The 17,243-nt window shown below is 34.7% G+C and carries 16 protein-coding genes; 6 read left to right on the top strand and 10 right to left on the bottom strand.

The annotated features are described in order from the left end of the window. Window positions 1-6: 6 nt before the first annotated feature. Window positions 7-984, bottom strand: a complete 978-nt coding sequence (locus LB941_RS07535) for an alpha-ketoacid dehydrogenase subunit beta (RefSeq protein ID WP_253360833.1) — start codon at window positions 982-984, stop codon at window positions 7-9. A gap of 1 nt (window position 985) precedes the next feature. Continuing rightward, window positions 986-2,080, bottom strand: coding sequence for a pyruvate dehydrogenase (acetyl-transferring) E1 component subunit alpha (gene pdhA, locus LB941_RS07530; protein WP_253360831.1), 1,095 nt, complete (start codon window positions 2,078-2,080; stop codon window positions 986-988). 853 nt (window positions 2,081-2,933) lie between these two features. Between pdhA and LB941_RS07525 the strand changes: the two genes are divergently transcribed. Beyond that, window positions 2,934-3,971, top strand: a complete 1,038-nt coding sequence (locus LB941_RS07525) for a branched-chain amino acid aminotransferase (RefSeq protein WP_253360828.1) — start codon at window positions 2,934-2,936, stop codon at window positions 3,969-3,971. A gap of 137 nt (window positions 3,972-4,108) precedes the next feature. On the opposite strand, the gene LB941_RS07520 is transcribed toward LB941_RS07525, so the two are convergent. Genes LB941_RS07520 through LB941_RS07500 form a run of 5 tightly spaced genes read right to left on the bottom strand, consistent with a single transcriptional unit; the run spans window position 4,109 to window position 9,364 of the window. Further along, window positions 4,109-4,831, bottom strand: a complete 723-nt coding sequence (locus LB941_RS07520; protein WP_253360826.1) for an ABC transporter ATP-binding protein — start codon at window positions 4,829-4,831, stop codon at window positions 4,109-4,111. A gap of 16 nt (window positions 4,832-4,847) precedes the next feature. Continuing rightward, window positions 4,848-5,624, bottom strand: a complete 777-nt coding sequence (locus tag LB941_RS07515; protein ID WP_253360824.1) for an ABC transporter permease subunit — start codon at window positions 5,622-5,624, stop codon at window positions 4,848-4,850. A gap of 13 nt (window positions 5,625-5,637) precedes the next feature. After that, the gene (locus LB941_RS07510; protein WP_253360821.1) at window positions 5,638-6,615 is read right to left on the bottom strand and encodes an aliphatic sulfonate ABC transporter substrate-binding protein; all 978 of its coding nucleotides are present in this window, start codon (window positions 6,613-6,615) and stop codon (window positions 5,638-5,640) included. A gap of 42 nt (window positions 6,616-6,657) precedes the next feature. Then, a complete protein-coding gene (locus tag LB941_RS07505) occupies window positions 6,658-8,190 on the bottom strand; it encodes an AMP-binding protein (protein ID WP_253360820.1) in 1,533 nt (510 codons plus the stop codon). Continuing rightward, window positions 8,171-9,364 (bottom strand): acyltransferase, encoded by a 1,194-nt coding sequence (locus LB941_RS07500; protein ID WP_253360819.1) that lies wholly within the window; start codon window positions 9,362-9,364, stop codon window positions 8,171-8,173. Before LB941_RS07500 ends, LB941_RS07505 begins: the two co-directional genes overlap by 20 nt. 433 nt (window positions 9,365-9,797) lie before the next feature. Here LB941_RS07500 and LB941_RS07495 point away from each other — a divergent pair, with 433 nt between their 5' ends. Together LB941_RS07495 and LB941_RS07490 are read left to right on the top strand one after the other, a co-directional pair. Beyond that, entirely contained in the window at window positions 9,798-10,337 is a 540-nt protein-coding gene (locus LB941_RS07495; RefSeq protein WP_253360818.1) for a TetR/AcrR family transcriptional regulator, read from the top strand. Window positions 10,338-10,689: 352 nt separating this feature from the next. Continuing rightward, entirely contained in the window at window positions 10,690-12,141 is a 1,452-nt protein-coding gene (locus LB941_RS07490) for an amino acid ABC transporter substrate-binding protein/permease (protein WP_253360817.1), read from the top strand. 95 nt (window positions 12,142-12,236) lie between these two features. Here LB941_RS07490 and LB941_RS07485 read toward each other — a convergent pair whose 3' ends face one another. Continuing rightward, a complete protein-coding gene (locus LB941_RS07485) occupies window positions 12,237-12,713 on the bottom strand; it encodes a universal stress protein (protein ID WP_253360816.1) in 477 nt (158 codons plus the stop codon). A gap of 280 nt (window positions 12,714-12,993) precedes the next feature. Here LB941_RS07485 and LB941_RS07480 point away from each other — a divergent pair, with 280 nt between their 5' ends. Next, entirely contained in the window at window positions 12,994-14,355 is a 1,362-nt protein-coding gene (locus tag LB941_RS07480) for an MATE family efflux transporter (protein WP_253360815.1), read from the top strand. Window positions 14,356-14,558: 203 nt separating this feature from the next. On the opposite strand, the gene LB941_RS07475 is transcribed toward LB941_RS07480, so the two are convergent. Next, window positions 14,559-15,290, bottom strand: a complete 732-nt coding sequence (locus LB941_RS07475) for a deoxynucleoside kinase (RefSeq protein WP_253360814.1) — start codon at window positions 15,288-15,290, stop codon at window positions 14,559-14,561. 196 nt (window positions 15,291-15,486) lie between these two features. On the opposite strand from LB941_RS07475, the gene LB941_RS07470 reads away from it, so the two are divergent. Both LB941_RS07470 and LB941_RS07465 read left to right on the top strand, forming a co-directional pair. Next, complete coding sequence (locus tag LB941_RS07470) at window positions 15,487-15,957, top strand: nucleoside 2-deoxyribosyltransferase (protein WP_253360812.1); 471 nt, start codon at window positions 15,487-15,489, stop codon at window positions 15,955-15,957. Between the two features lie 68 nt (window positions 15,958-16,025). Further along, window positions 16,026-16,520, top strand: a complete 495-nt coding sequence (locus LB941_RS07465) for a hypothetical protein (RefSeq protein WP_253360810.1) — start codon at window positions 16,026-16,028, stop codon at window positions 16,518-16,520. A 93-nt stretch (window positions 16,521-16,613) separates the two neighbouring features. Here LB941_RS07465 and rlmH read toward each other — a convergent pair whose 3' ends face one another. Beyond that, on the bottom strand, window positions 16,614-17,093 hold the full coding sequence (gene rlmH / locus LB941_RS07460; protein WP_253360808.1) for a 23S rRNA (pseudouridine(1915)-N(3))-methyltransferase RlmH: 480 nt from the start codon (window positions 17,091-17,093) through the stop codon (window positions 16,614-16,616). Window positions 17,094-17,243: the final 150 nt, after the last annotated feature.

Below are 17,243 nucleotides of genomic sequence, written 5' to 3'. Positions count from 1 at the left end.
CCTCACTTAAAAGTTGACTATTTCTTTAACTTTAGCAATAATATCCGTCTTATTTGGCAGCCATGCACTTTCTGCTTCACCAAAAGGATATGGTGTATCAGGAGCACTAACCCGGCCAATAGGTGCATCCAAACTTAAAATGCCTTTTTCTGCAATCACAGAGGCAACTTGCCCAGCCACACCTGCTTGTCGTTGTGCCTCTTGAACAATAACAACCTTACCTGTCTTTTTCACCGTTGCTAAAATAGCTTCTTCATCCAAAGGAGAGATTGTTCTCAAATCTAAAACTTCTGCTTCAATACCGTCTTTAGCTAACTCCTGAGCTGCTTTTAGACTTTCTTGAACCATATAACCATATGAAATAATGGAAACATCTTTTCCTTCTTTTTTTACTTCAGCTTTATCTAGTGGAATAAGATACTCTTCGTCTGGTACTTCTTCTTTTAGTGAACGATATAGTTTCATATGTTCTAAGAAGAAAACTGGATCATCACTACGAATTGCTGATGCTAATAACCCTTTTGCATCATATGGCCCACTAGGTACAACTACCCTTAAACCAGGTGTTTGCGCAATTAAACCTTCTAGACTATCAGAGTGTAATTCTGGTGTATGCACGCCACCACCAAATGGCGCACGAAAAGTAACTGGCATTTTACGTGTGCCACCTAAACGATAATGAATCCGTGAAATCTGTCCTGCTATTTGATCCATTGTTTCAAACACAAAACCGAAAAATTGGATTTCTGGAACTGGCCGAAATCCTTGTAATGCTAATCCAGCCGCTAAACCACCGATTCCAGACTCAGCTAAAGGTGTATCAAAAACACGCTCTTTACCATTTTCATCTTGCAAACCATCAGTTGCACGGAAAACACCGCCATTACGACCTACATCTTCACCAAAAACTAGGACTTTTTCATCGCGCTTAATTTCTTGATCCAAAGCTTGCGTGATAGCTTTTATCATTGTTGTCTTAGCCATCTTACTTACCCTCCTTAGCTGTATACACATCAATTTGTTCTTGAATTGATTTAGGCGTATTTATAAACGTATTTTGTAAAAACTCGCTAACTTTTTGTACAGGTACTTTTTCTGTTTGTTCCATTGCCTGATCAATTTGTGTATTTACTTCAGCTATCCAATCATTTTCTTGTTCTTCTGACCATAGATTCTTATTATCTAGGTATGTGCGCATTCTAATTAATGGATCTTTTTCTTTCCATTCTGTTTCTTCTTCAGCTGTTCGATAACGCTTAGGATCATCACCTGATAAAGTATGTGGGCCAAAACGGTAAGTTAATGTTTCAATTAATACTGGTCCATTTCCTGCAACTGCCCAATCACGTGCTGCTTTAGTTACCGCATAAACCGCTAAAGCATCCATTCCATCAACTTGAACTCCTGGAATTCCAGCTGCAACTGCTTTTTGCGCCAACGTTTTTGCATTAGTCTGAACTGCACGCGGAACCGAAATTGCATAGCCATTATTTTGCACAATAAAGACTGCCGGTGAACCAAATGCTCCCGCGAAATTTATTCCTTCATAAAAGTCGCCTTGTGAAGTGCCACCATCACCAGTATACGTATAGGCGACATTTTTAGCACCTTTCTTTTGTAACCCTAAAGCAACACCAGCAGCTTCAACATATTGAGCTCCAATAATAATCTGTGGTGGTAATGCATGTAAGTCTTCTGGATATTCATTTCCTTCGACATGTCCACGTGACCACAAAAATGCTTTATACAATGGTAAGCCATGTTGAACTAATTGCGGAACATCGCGGTATGCTGGCAATAAGAAATCTTCTTTCTCCATAGCAAAATTTGAGCCAATTTGACTGGCTTCTTCACCTGCAGTTGGTGCAAAAAAGCCCAATCTTCCTTGCCGATTAAGCTTGGTGGAACGTTCATTTAATACTCGTGACCAAACCATCTGTTTAAATAATTCAACAAGTTCTTTATCGCTTATCTCTGGGAATAACCCTTCATCTATAATTTTACCATTACTGTCTAAAACACTGACCGTTTTGGTTCTAGGAGTTCCTAGATATTTTTTCAAATCAATACCCTTAGCCATTATTAATTCCTCCTCAATCCAATACCTTTAATTAATACATTTTATAAATGTTGCTGTGTATAAAAATAGCCTTTCTACCCATTAATATACCGCTTACATCTTAAATAATACCTTGCTTAAATATTGTTGTAAACATTGTTGCTTTATGCACTATTGCTACATCTTGCTAAAGTTAGTTGTACTATATGTTTTGCACAATGTTTCAAAGATAAATCACCTATAATGTGATTTTTATCACTTGTCTTTGTAATTACATTATTTTAACATTTATGTTATAGAAACTATTCGATATCCCCTGTATAATTAGGACATGATTTTAATTTTATTTAATTGAACTTCGAGGTATACATTTTGCAAAAAGTTAAAAAATATCTTCTTATTCTAGGTTGCATTTCCTGGTTTTGCGGTCTGCTTTTTTTAGTGTTGACATTCTATGCCATTCATGTTCTTGCTAACACAGCTTTCTTCTTTATATTACTATTTCTTGATTTTATCGCGTTTACTGGAATATTTACTACCATTACAATAGTAGGAATCTATCTTTATAAGAAGATAAAGAACAAGTTAAAGAAATAATCATTTTATTACTTATCGCTATTTTAATTTCTAATGCACTTTGATCTTAGTATTATCAATTCAACCCTTTTTTAGGCTGTGAATATTGATTAATTAAGCATACCAGTCTAATCAATGGGAGATATTCTAACATCAAAAACATTAAAAATAGTTACAAAATTATTAGATAAACTATTGATTTTTTCATTTTGGTTGCTATAATGAAATCAATTCAACTTTATGTGTAAGTTTATTAAACTTATCCTTAATTATACGAACATCAAGGAGGAACTAAATTATGACAGAACATAAAACAGTAGATTTAGATTGGGCAAACTTAGGTTTCGAATATATGGATTTACCATATCGATATCGCGCCGTTTGGAAGGATGGTCAATGGCACAAAGCTGGTTTAACAGAAGATTCTAACGTTACCATCAATGAAGGATCACCCGTTTTACATTACGGACAAGCTGCTTTTGAAGGCTTAAAAGCTTATCGTTGTAAGGATGGTAGTGTTAATCTTTTTAGACCTGATCAAAATGCTGCACGAATGCAAAAAAGTTGTCAACGCTTGTTGATGCCTGAAGTACCAACCGATATGTTTATCGATGCATTAAAACAAGTTGTTAAAGCAAATGAAGGTTATGTTCCACCATATGGTACCGATGCAACCTTATATCTTCGTCCATACATCATCGGTGTCGGTGAAAACATTGGCGTTCACCCTGCAGATCAATACATATTCTCCGTTTTTGCAATGCCTGTTGGTTCTTACTTCAAAGGTGGTATGGTGCCAACAAACTTTGTTGCTTCAAACTATGATCGTGCTGCCCATAAAGGTACCGGCGCTAGCAAAGTTGGTGGTAACTATGCTGCAAGTCTTTATCCTGGTGAAGAAGCACATAAGGCTGGTTATTCAGATGCCATCTATCTTGATCCGGTTAACCACAAAAAGATTGAAGAAGTTGGTTCAGCTAACTTCTTTGGAATCACAAAAGATGGTAAATTTGTTACACCTAAATCACCATCTATCTTACCTTCCGTTACTAAATTCTCTTTGCTTTATTTAGCTAAAGAACGTTTTGGAATGGAAACTGTCCAAGGTGATGTTTATGTTGATGAATTAGATCACTTTGCAGAAGCAGGTGCCTGTGGAACAGCTGCTGTTATCTCACCTATTGGTGGTTTCCAAGTTGGTGATGACTTCCATGTCTTCTACAGCACAACAGAAGTTGGCCCTGTAACTAAAAAATTGTATGATGAATTAACTGGCATCCAATTTGGCGATCGTGAAGCACCAGAAGGTTGGATCGTTAAAGCTATCGAAGCATAAAATAGTAAGCCTTAATTTATCTATTTAGTTCTTGGAGGACAGGACATAACTTCCTCCAGGAAACTCCAAACAAAACAACCAAAAGACCCTGTCTATATATAGATAGGGTCTTTTGGTTGTTTTGTTGATATTAAAGATTAATCTTTTTCATAAATTGTATGCAGTATGTCATTGACTATCCCAGTTTGCTTAGCTTCAGCATCAACTGAATCTTGTCCTTGATATGGATTTTCTACTTGACGCACAATCATCGAATTTTTAACAACAATAATTCGATTAGCCATTCTAACCGCTTCATTAATGTCATGGGTTACTAGTAGCGTGGTAAAATTACGTTTCCGACATATTTGTAAAATCAAATCTTGCATATTCAATCGTGTTAAAGCATCAAGCGCTCCTAAAGGCTCATCTAGCAATAAAAGCTTTGGATGAGACATTAATGCTCGCGCTAAAGCCACACGTTGCTTTTGACCACCAGAAAGCTTTTCTGGATATACATCCGCATACTCATCTAGTCCTACTAGATTCAATAAACTGTCTGCTTCAGTAATGTCTTTTTTTGAATGTTCTCCAAATGTTAAATTTTCACGCACTGACAGCCATGGTAACAGACGATCATCTTGAAACATGACACGTGCATTAGTATTAATACTATCCACAACTTGACCTGCTTGTCTGATTTGTCCACTTGTTGGCTGTTCTAGCCCAGCTATCATGCGTAACAGGGTTGTCTTACCACTGCCACTCATTCCAACTAAAGCAACAAATTCACCTTGTTCAATTTTTAGATTTGCATTACCTAATGCTGTTTTATTACCATATTTTTTGGTAACATCTTCAACTGTTATTAATTCTTGCATGCTATTGCCTCCTATTCTAACGCCAATCTAGCAAAATATTTTCTAAAGTTTTAGCGATAAAATCAGAAAGCTTTCCTAAAATTGCGTAAATAATTATACATAAGAAAATAGTTTTCATATTCATAAATTGTTGCGCATTTGTCGACATATAACCAATTCCTGAATCAGCAGAAACTGTTTCTGCTACTATCAGTGTTGTCCACATCACCCCAAGAGCATAGCGAACACCCATTAGAATCGTTGGCAACGCCCCTGGAAAAATGACTTTGGAAAATAGTTTATATTTACTTAACCCATATGACTTACCCATTTCAATAAGATGTGGATCAACCGATGTTATCCCGTGATACGTATTGATGTACATTGGAAATAGACAACCAATCGCAACTAAACTAATTTTTGCCGTTTCTCCAATCCCAAGCACCAATATCACAACCGGAATCAAGGCTAGGTGAGGAATATTTCGTAACATTTGAATAGTAGTATCAAACAATGCTCTCATCACCTTGGAAACACCATTTAGAAAACCTAAGATAAATCCTAAGCCACCTCCAATGGCAAAACCAACTAGAGCTCTATACAAGCTAATTGAAATGTTTTTAGGTAACTCTCCACTTTTCCATAGGCTAACACCATTGGCTAAAACACTCAATGGTGAAGGAATAAATGAGCTTGTAATCCAACCTACATCAACAGCTATCTGCCATAATATAATTAGTGCAACTGGAATTGTCCACGGAAGGAGCTGCATCAAAATACTGTTTATTTTATTTTTAGATTTCGTTTCTTCCATTTTATGAATACCTCTATTTCACATACTGTGTATATTTAGCTACTGAAACCTTCTTACTGATGATCTTGTTTTCATAGAAAACATCTGCAATTTCTTGGAATTCAGCAACTCTGGCCTTCGTCATCGCATGCATAGAATAAGTACGACGATTGACCATCTTTGTAACAACTTTTTTATTCAACTTAAGACTCTTAACCATCATTGCGATTAACTTCTTATGGTGTGTATTTGCCCATTGCATATCTTGATTAGAGTATTTAATGATGGCTTTAGTAACACTCTTGTTATTTTTAGCAAAACTTGTCGTTGCCACAATCACACTGCGGTTATATGCCTTTGATTGATTACCATTGATAAGCAACTTAGAATTTTCTGTTACTTCTGCTTGCGCGATAGCTGGATCCCAGTTAGCCCAGGCATCAACTTTTCCTTTAGCATATGCTACACTAGCAGCACTTTGATCAAGATTAACTAAGTTTACATCACTAGTGGTTAAGCCTGCCTTCTTAAGAACTTTAATTATCATATATTGTGACGTTGTTCCTTTAGTATATGCAATTGTTTTACCTTTTAAGTCTGAAATTGAGTTAATTCCTGAATCTTTTTTAACAACCACACCTGAACCTAACGCCTTTGTTCCGCCCGCAGCAACATAGGTAACTTTTGTACCTGCAGCAATCGATGTTATTGGAGCTGAATCGCCCATTCGACCATAGTCAATATTTCCATTAGCTAACGCCTGCATCATTGCAGCACCGTTTTGAAATTCTTTGAATGTGACGCTATAACCTGCTTTTTTCATCTTCTTAACAAATTCGCCACGTGTCTTAGAAATATCAAATTCATCACCAGCTTGGTAACCAATTATGACTTTCTTCAATGACTTCGATGTTGAATCTTGTGTTTGCTTCCAACCAAAAAAAGCAACTAATACACCTAAAACTACTAAACCTAAAATAAAAATCTTTCTAACTGAATTTTTCTTTTTCATAGTAACTACGACTCTCCTTAATCTGAAACACACCTTATACTACTATGCAATCGTTGACCCATTTTTAATTTTTTCCAACACTTTCGATAGCTGCGGCCGCATAATCTTACCTGTTGGATTAAGCGGAAAACTATCTACGAAAAAGATTTCCGTTGGTCGTCTGTACTTAGCTAATCTTTCAGCTGCATAATCAATAATATATTGTTTTAAATCAGCTGTTGGCTTCTTGTTATCTTGTAAAATAATTGCAGCTGTCACAGCTTCTCCATATATCTCATCTGGTAGTGGAACAACTGCCACATTTTTTACAAAATCTAATGAGCCAATAACATCCTCAACTAGTGTTGGATTAACCTTTTCGCCGCCATGATTAATGATGTATTTCTTTCGCCCATTTAACCAAAGATAGCCATCTTCATCAAAATAGCCTAAATCACCAGTTAAAAACCACTTATCTCTAAAGGAATCCTTATTTGGTTTCAAATAACTCTTTATTACATGGTTCCCACTGATGACAATCTCTCCACGAACTCCAGGTTTTGTAGTTATTTCGTCATCTTCACCTATAATTGCAACCTCTGTATTGTACGGTTTGCCAACCGATCCTACCTTAATTGCATCTAACGGATTTAATGTACATTGACTACATGCTTCTGTCATCCCATAACCTTCAAGAATCGGCACCCCAAAAGTCTCACTAAATTCCTTATTACGCGAGACAGGTAGCATTGCTGACGCACACCTTACAAAGCGTAGTTTATGTTCAGGATTAAAACTTGCCATTGCTGTTTTGCTTTTCAACAGAATAGTTACAATCGTAGGTACGACTGAACTCCAAGTTGCGTCATTTTCAATAACCCAATTCCAAAAACGTGAAGCACTAAATTTAGGTGCAATTGCAATGCGACCACCACTCAATAAAGTTGATACAACAATTAATTCTTGGGCGTTAATATGAAACATTGGCATCACAATTAGAACTGTATCACTTTTAACCATACGGTGGCTTTCCAAATCATTTTGAGCTGCAATCCGCATATATTCATGCGATAACCCTACTTGTTTAGGTTTGCCTGTTGTCCCTGAAGTATTTAAAATCCACCCAAATGTGTTTTCTGTTGGTGTTATTTCTTTTTTCTGCGATTTGACAATATCTTTACGACTCAAGAAAACCAACCCTTGCGGGAAAGTCTTTAACTCAATTTTTTCATAGTTTAAATCTTCCGTTTCAAATGCTTCTGCCATCTCTGCATTAAAAATCATCGCCGGATAGTTATGTTCATGAAAATCAGCTACTAGCTCTGCTGGAGAGGTGGTTGCTGAAACCGGATGTGCTGTTATTCCCAAGCGCCATAAAGCTTGATTCAAAGGGATATATACCGTTGAGTTAGCTAAAGCCATATATACAATATCATCTCTTCCAAGACCTGTTTGTAAGAAAACTTGCTGTAGCTTTTGAATATCAGCTTCAACATCGTTACCTGTAAACCAGCGATCCAAAGCAATATCTTTTAAAAAAGGGCGATTTGCGTTTTTAATTAAACTTTCTTGTAAATCATGCGTTAGCTTTGTCATAATCTTTTTCCTTTCTCTTGCGTAATTTCTGTGGTCGGCCTACTAGTACACCAAATGGTGGAACTTTATAGCAGAAATAAGATATCAACCAAGCCCCACCTAAGACAATTAGATATCCTAGCGGTAATAAAAGTAGTAGTACTATGCTATTAACTTGTGTCTTTAGTAAATCAATTAAATATGCTAATAAAGCTAGTGAAGCCGTTTGCGTTAGATAAACTCCAAATGATAGTTTCGAAGAAAGCCCCACTGCTTTTGCAAAGCCTTGCCATTTAGGTTGCGTTCGTTTCTTTGCGTATTGTAAACTCAATGACATAATTGACAAAATCATAAAACTAGCATAAATCATCAAATAAGGTTGATGTACCAAATTAACGTAATGACGACTCAATTTCAAAATATAGTAATTGTAATAAAAGAGCCCTAATGTTCCAACTGCTAAACCAGCAGTAATCCAGTAAATTCGTTTATGCCATTTAGTTACAAATTCTGTTACTTCTTTATAGTGAATAGATACGTATGCTCCTGCCATAAAGTAAAATTGGTAAGAAAGAACAAACATCCCATATGAACGTAGTAAAAATGGCCAGCCATCATGACTAATATATGGGAAGATATATTTTGTATATATCAAAAATATAAACTGGATAATAGCACTGATTGTTAAAACCAGATTATGATGTCCTTCTGTCTTCTTATATATCCAAACCATAATCGGAAAGATAAGATATAGTTGCATAGTAACTAAAATGTAGTATAGATAGAAATGATCCCCGTGAATCACTGCCGAAATCCATTCTGTAAACCATGTGTTAAGCTTTAGTGTCTCCCCAGCCACAATAGCTGTAAAGAAAAGGAAAAAGCCATTCCAAAAAAGATAAGGAATGCCCGAACCTTTATAACGTTTAAACCAAAATTGTGGGTAATTAATTTTGGGCTTGTTATAATAACCTAAAAACAAAACGAGTCCCGTAATGAACATAAAACCCATTCGAGTAAAATGTAATACTAGATGCGTTGCTAAAAGAAAATAATATTCTTTTGATGATGCTGAAAACCCTGCGGTGAATTCCGAGGTTGTGTGGTTTGCTAAAACACCAAAAATAAAAATACAGCGCATCAAATCTACTTCGTATAAATACGGACGTTTTTTCTTTCGTATAGCGTTTGTCAAAATCCAAAACTCCTTAAACTGTCTATAAATTTGCAAGTTTAATATTATCTGTCTTTTAGGAATATTATGCTTGCATTTTATGAATATTATATGAAATTTTTACCGTGTAAATTCATATAATATTCTTACCTTTCGTAGTTAGCGCTTTCTAAAACTCATGTTTTCTTGCTTATAATGTCTTGTTATCCCTAGGTTTATCGAACGTTAAAATATTTATATATATAGACATCATCAAAATTTCCATATGTGAACATTTGTTGATTTAAGAAATACTTTGATTCTTATGAGTTTAATTTAATCAAAAACTCGGTTTATAAATTGAACACATGTCAATTTAATTATTAATTTTTTTTTAAGAGAATTAGATTGCATTACTCTTTTTTTAGGCTTAAAATTACTTAAAAATACCGTACTTTTTACCAGCGAGGGGAACATGAATAATATTCGTAAAACAGATTCAAAACAGAGAATCTTAGTCTCATTTACTAACTTACTGCATCAAAAAAGTCTAGCTAAAATAACCGTATCTGATATTGCTCAAAATGCACATCTTAGCCGAGGAACTTTTTATTTAAACTACAAAGATAAATTCGATTTACTAGAACAGACTGAAGAAAATATTTTTACTGATTTAAAATCAATTTTTCAAAAATATCCACCTCGATCTAATGAACTCATCTCTAGTGATGCTATCTTGCATGCTCTTTATTATACCCAAATAAACTTTGAACTTATCTACGCTTTAGTTACCAAAGCTCACACTACACATGTCCTTGAACTATTACGGAGTGTTGTATATAATCCGTTAGAAGATGAAGAAACTTTAGTCAGAGCTATCTACGCTAGAGAAGCAACGTTTTCCGCCATATCTGCAATTATTGTTCTTTGGATTAAACGTAAAGCAACAGAATCACCTGCTCAATTAACAAAAATAATTGAATCTTTGTGTCACCAAACTTTCACTTCTATTTAACTAATTTTTGTTTCTTTGTCTAAAAATTATAAATCACCAGCTAATTATTAGAATTTAAAAAGCACTAATTCTAATTTTAAAACCAGGCCTGAGCTAAAAGTCTCAGGCCTTTTTTATCTCCGAATAGTTTGCGTCAAAAGACAACCAGCATGCCTAAATTCATGCTCTAAGCAACCAAAATTTCAACTTATTCAATTTACGCTTTTAAAGTTCTCTGGCTAACCGTATTATGTCCAACTCTCACGCTAATTTTTATAGTTCTCTCTTTATTTTTAACCTTAGATTAAAGAAATATGGTATTATGAAAAGGTGTTTATTGTTTTTTTCACAGAGAAGGGAAAGTTATTTAATTATGAAGAAATTTTATTTTTGTCTCTTATTACTTTTAAGTTCTATTTTATTTTTTACAGTAGTGCCATTATCTAAAGTTAATGCAGACAAAACTTATACAATTGGAACTGATGTCACTTATCCTCCGTTTGAATTTGCCAACAAAAATAATAAGTATGTTGGAATTGATATTGATTTGATGAAAACCATTGCTAAACGAGAAGGATTTAAAGTTAATATCAAAGAATTAGGCTTTAACGCCGCTGTTCAAGCACTCGAATCTGGACAAATAGATGGTGTCATTGCTGGAATGGGAATTACAGCCGAACGCCAAAAAATATTTGATTTTTCCGATCCTTACTATAAAACTGGTTATGTTATGGCTGTCGCTAAAAATAGCAATATCAAAAGCTATAAAGATTTAAAGGGTAAAAAAGTCGCTATAAAAACCGGTACTGCAGCCGCAACCTATGCTCAATCTATTCAAAAAAAATATGGTTTTACTACCGTTACTTTCGATGATTCAGATAATATGTATAACGATGTAGTTTCTGGAAACTCAGTTGCGTGCTTCGATGATAGTCCCGTTTTACAGTACGCTGTTAAAACTGGAACCAAACTTAAAATTGTTACCAAACCTGCTGATGGCGGCTATTATGGTTTTGCTGTTATGAAGGGTGAAAATCAAAAATTACTGCGCTTGTTCAATAAAGGACTACGTGCCTTAAAAAAAGATGGTACATATAAAAAAATCGTTAATAAGTATGTAAGTAGCAGTTCTGTTAATAAACAAAAGCAAGATAACAACTCTTCTGATAATGAACATACAACCTTAGGATTACTAAAACAAAACGCTAGTGTTCTGCTCAGTGGATTAGGCGAAACAATGTATCTCACTATCATCGGGATCTTCTTTGCAACTATTTTTGGGATTATTTTTGGAATACTTGGTGTCTTACCGTTTAAATTTTTACGGGGCTTATCTACAACGGTTATCTATATCTTCCGTGGCCTGCCTTTGTTAGTTTTAGCTTTGTTTATCTATAATGGTGTCCCCGCCTTAACTGAAATAAAGATTCCTGCTCTCATTGCCGGAATTATTACTTTAACTCTTAATGAGGGAGCTTACACCGCTGCTTTTGTTAAAGGTGGAATTGAGGCTGTGGATATTGGTCAGATGGAAGCCGCACGTAGTTTGGGAATGCCATACTCTAAATCTATGAGACGCGTTATTTTACCGCAAGCAATCAAAATTATGATTCCATCTTTCATCAATCAATTTATCATTACGTTAAAAGATACATCTATTCTTTCAGTTATCGGTATTCTGGAACTAACGCAAACAGGTAAAATTATTATCGCGCGTAATCTCGAAGGCTTCAGAGTGTGGGCTATTATTGGGTTAATGTATTTAATCGTTATTACCGCACTCACACTTCTTTCTAAATATATCGAAAAGAAAATATCGAAGTAATACAGCTTATCTATAATCACAAAAAAAGAATTTAGAAGTAATTAGGACTATGTAGCCTTTTTAACTTCTAAATTCTTTTTTGTAGTAATTAGATATTAATCTTTCAAATCTTTTTCTGTAGTTCTAGCCATTAGAACATCACAATGCGCTGCACGAACAACATAGGATGCCACAGAGCCTACAATAATACGTTGGAACAAATTTTTACCCGTTGATCCAACCACAATCAGGTCATTTTCATATTCCACTTGAAAATCATTGACAATAACATCTTTAGGATTACCAAAACGTAAATGCACGCTAACGTTCGCTTCTTCAAAATTCTCATCATCTATCAAGTGATCTTGTAAATCTAAAAGATACTTTTCAGTTTCTTGTTCAATCCCATAAATCTTTTCACCATCAAGCGCAATCCCTGCACCGCCATACTCAAGTGAATTCAAATCAAGAACACGTAGAATATCCAAGTGCGTATTGTTACGTTTAGCAACTTCTACTGCAGTTTGTAAAGCTATGTCCGCTCCTTTGGATCCATCTACAGCTACTAAAATGCGTTTATATTCTTGTGACATTCTAATCACCTTATCCCTTCATTTATCTACTTTAATGATAGCTGTATATATGTAAAACTTCAAGTACAACTCTCATTTTTATTTAACCTTATATTTTACATATTTCCATGGTAACTGTCTATATGTCATTTTAAGTCCATACTCAATCTTATAAAGTGCTTTTATTATAATTTGCTGTATAATAAAAAAAAGTAAGCAGAGTACGGCTTTATCACTGAGTATTTAACACGTAGCATGTTACTCCTTACACCCTCTACAAACTAACGTTAGGATGGTGAATATGCAACACTTACTTAAGAAATATTTTTCAAGTGAAAGTTTCGACTATCAATTTGTTTTCTCATTACTTGGGCCAGTCGTTATTGATCAGTTTTTCTTGGTCAGCTTTAACTTTTTAAATACAGCTATGATTAGTTCATCTGGTGAAGCTGCTATAAGTGCGGTTAATACAGTCGGTAGTATTAACATTTTTCTAATTCAAATATTTGTAGCTGTTGGGTTAGGTGGAACTGTTCTAATCGCACAATACTATGGCCACAAAGAAATACATATGCTAAGCAGAGTTGTTAATGGAACGGTGTTTGGGGCCGTTTTAATTGCAACTGCTTTAGCCATTGTTTTTGGTTTGCTTCATAATGTATTGTTAAACCTGCTGTTTGGTAATGCCTCAGCAGCTGTTATGGCAAATTCACGCCTGTACCTTATTGGCGTATTGCTCAGCTATCCTTTTGAATCAACTGTTGAAGGCACTAATGGCTGTTTACGCGGCATCGGACGCACCAAAAGTTCATTACAACTATCTTTACTGATGAATATGCTTTATCTTTTACTAAACATTATTCTTATTACTTGGTTGCATATGGGAATTCTTGGTATGATTATTTCACTTAATATTTCGCGCTGGATCGCTGCATTCCTTGCAATACTGATGTTAAAGCGACAAAGTAGCTTGTTTTACTTAAAAATGCGAACTATGTTACATATTGATTGGACAATGGTCCGCAAAGTTGTTCTTGTTAGTATTCCATTTGCTGCGGAATCCTTTTTCTTCAATGGCGGTAAAATCATTATCCAAATGATGATTGTGAGTTTAGGAACCAGTGTCATTGTCACAAATGCAATTGCTGGTTCATGGACATCATTATCAGAAATTATTCCGAGCGCCTTGGCAAGTGCACTTGTTCCAATCGTTGGGCAAAGTATTGGGCGTCATAATATTCATGATGCTCGCAAAATCACTCGCTCATTTTTAGGTCTTGGTATTCTTTCGTTTATCTTGGTTGATTTCTTATTAATAATTTCATTCAATAAAGGTATCTTGCTATTCAGTCCTGCGCCTAAATTAATTCCTGCAATTTTTAAAATCTATCTAATTTTTATGGTAATGCATATTTTAGTGTGGTCATTTAGTTTTATCCTACCATCTACGTTACGTGCAGCTGGCGATGGTAAGTTTACAACCATCGTCTCTCTAATTACTATGTGGCTATTCCGTGTTTTAGGTGGCTACATCGTTGGGATTAAACTTGGATTTGGCTTACCTGGTATTGCGATTATCATGGTTCTTGAATGGGCCGTTCGTGGTTTTATTTTTCTATGGCGTTTTCGAGGTAAAAAATGGCATAATCACCGCTTGATTTAGTTTTATTAATAAATTTCAAAAATGAAAGTAAACCCTAAGTTACAAGCCTATATTACGGAGTCCTTGCTAAAAGAGATTACCGCTATCTACTAAATACTCTGAAATTTAGCGCAATTACTTACTTTTTGACGTATATTTTAACAAACTAATCTGTGAAGATACAAAAAGGCTGAGATTGTTATCTCAGCTTTTTTGTCGATTATTTAATTTCTTTGATGCCGTTCTTTTAAACTTAGTACCTTTTCTTTAGAAAGATTACCCAGTTCAGATAGTTTATCTTCAATCATTTCAAGAATCTCTACGCGGTCTTCCTTGTTGGCTACAAAATCATACTTATCACCATCAATTATTAATAGTGGTGAAACATCATATTCTGCCATCCATGTATCATAGTAGCTAAGTAGTCGTTGATAGTATGTTACTAATGAAGGATCTTCTTGAATCTGTTCATAATCACGACCACGCTTTTCAATTCGCTTAATCATTGTTTCATATGAAACTTTAATCGCAATCATTAAGTCTGGAGATTTTTTATGTGCGGCATATGGTAACTCTTCTAGCATATTTTGTAAGAGACTCTGGTATATATCATATTCCACTTTAGTCGCATTTCCCATGTCTGTATTCATCTTCATAAAAATAGCATCTTCGTAAATCGAGCGGTCTAAGATATTATTATCTTCTACCATAGCTTCTTTAATCATTTTGAAACGGCGATTCAAAAAGAAAGTTTGTAATAAATAAGCATACGGATTAGTAGCGTCTTTTTCACCAGCTGCTCGCTTTTTTGCCGCAATTTCATTTCCTTTATAAAAAATTGGTAAAACAGGGTTATCCTCAACAGGTTCGTAGTATGCCTTTGTCCCTAGTTCTCCTGCTAAAATTTTTGTTAAACTTGATTTCCCCGAACCAATTATTCCTGCTAATGTAATCAAAATGACTGAAACATCCTTTCCGTGTTAAGAAAATATCCTCTTCTACCATTCAATAAATACTATATATAATGTATAATATCAAAGTAGTTACTTCCAATATAATACCCGTTATTTTGGAAAAAATAAAGTTTTATTTTCTAGATATTGTATTTTTATCGTCTTAACATACTACATATAGTCAGTGAGGAATTTAATTATGAACAAAATTTATTTAGCCGCACCTTTTTTCAATGACGCGCAAAATAATCGAATTTCTGCCGTTAAACATGCTTTAGAACAAAACCCAACTGTCGCAAATGTTTTTGAACCAGCTAAACATTCCTATAAAAATGCTGAGTTTGGCACATTAGAATGGCAGAAAGCCGCTTTTGGACTGGACACATCTCAAATTGTCAAAGCTGATGCTGTTGTTGCAATTATTGATTATAAACTTGAAGATAGTGATAATGAGGCTGATTCAGGTACAGCTTTTGAAATTGGTTTTGCTTATGGCACGCGAACTCCTATCATTATTGTTCAATTTGATCCTGAAAAAGAAATAAATCTCATGATTCGTCAAGCTATGACTGCTTACTTCGATGTTAACAAAAACGGTTTAACTGCATTATCAAACTATGATTTTGATGAATTAATGCCTGCTTTTGTTACTGATCGCCCTGTCATTTAGAAATATTGGGACTCTAAGTTAAGACACCATGCTTGTTTCACTTCACACACATCAGGAAAGGAATTATTATGCTCTCTGTTAATAAAAAACTCCCCTTAGCACTTCGTATTCTATTCATCGTTTTAATGTTACTAGTTGAAACACTAAACAGCTACGCGCTAATTGAATTTACCAATAAAGAAAAAACTATTAAAGCGATGCTAAAGTATGTTTCTACTAACGGTGCTGCTTTATGGCTCTATATTTTAGGTTCTGCTGTTATTGCTTCTTTAATCATCTTTTTGGTTGAATATGCTATTTTTTACCTCGTCCTAAGATTCATTAATAAGGAAAAACCTGGTAATGAATTATTTATGGCGATAATTGTTTCAACCATTATTGCCGCTGGAATAGGTGCTTTAGCCGCTATTATTTTCAATTATTCAGGCAGTGCACCTTTTACTGTTTTAAGTGCCTTTTTATTAGTTGGCCTGTACTTCTTTTATTCCAATAAAAATAAACGTGGAACAATAATTGTTGGTATCGTTAGTTTATTAATCTATATTATTCCATTGTTCTTCTAAGTTATTATTGTAAAAAGCCTATTCGAAATTTTTGAATAGGCTTTTTTACTGTTCACTTATGCTATAGATTAAAACATACTAAAGCTTTATATCTCACTTATGATACGGACTGCCTGCATTAATCATAAAGCCCCGGTAAATCTGTTCTGTTAATACCATTCGCATTAACTGATGCGGCAGTGTAAATCTTCCAAATGATATTTGGGCGTTGGAACGTTGCATCACTGCCTTGCTTAAGCCTAATGATCCACCAATAACAAAGGCTAAATCACTATGACCGTATGTTGCTAAATTCGCTAATTCCTGTGCAAATTCTTCAGAAGAACGTTCCTGACCTTCGATAGCAAGAGCATAGACATATTCCTTATCTTTAAGTTTATCTATTATTCGGATTCCTTCCTTAGTTTTTACGCCCTCCATTTCAGCTGAGCTTAATTTTTCGGGTGCTTTTTCGTCTGGGACTTCAATTATTTCAAATTTACAAAATTTGGTTAATCTTTTAGCATATTCGGAAATTCCTTGTTTTAAGTATTTTTCCTTTAACTTACCTACACAAACAATTTTTATATTCATTCATTTTTCCCTTCTAATTTATCCACAGGATTATCCACAGGCTAGCTACAATATCTTGTTGCAAACATCCTTTTGTAGCAACATCTGGACATCATTTTCCTAAAGTTATCCACAACGCTTGTTAATCAACACTCTTTCTTAACATTTTCA

The organism is Ligilactobacillus ubinensis, from assembly GCF_024160875.1.
Taxonomy (GTDB): domain Bacteria; phylum Bacillota; class Bacilli; order Lactobacillales; family Lactobacillaceae; genus Ligilactobacillus; species Ligilactobacillus ubinensis.
The sequence above is the reverse complement of the archived record's forward strand: the minus strand, read 5'-3'. Positions and strand labels throughout refer to the sequence as shown.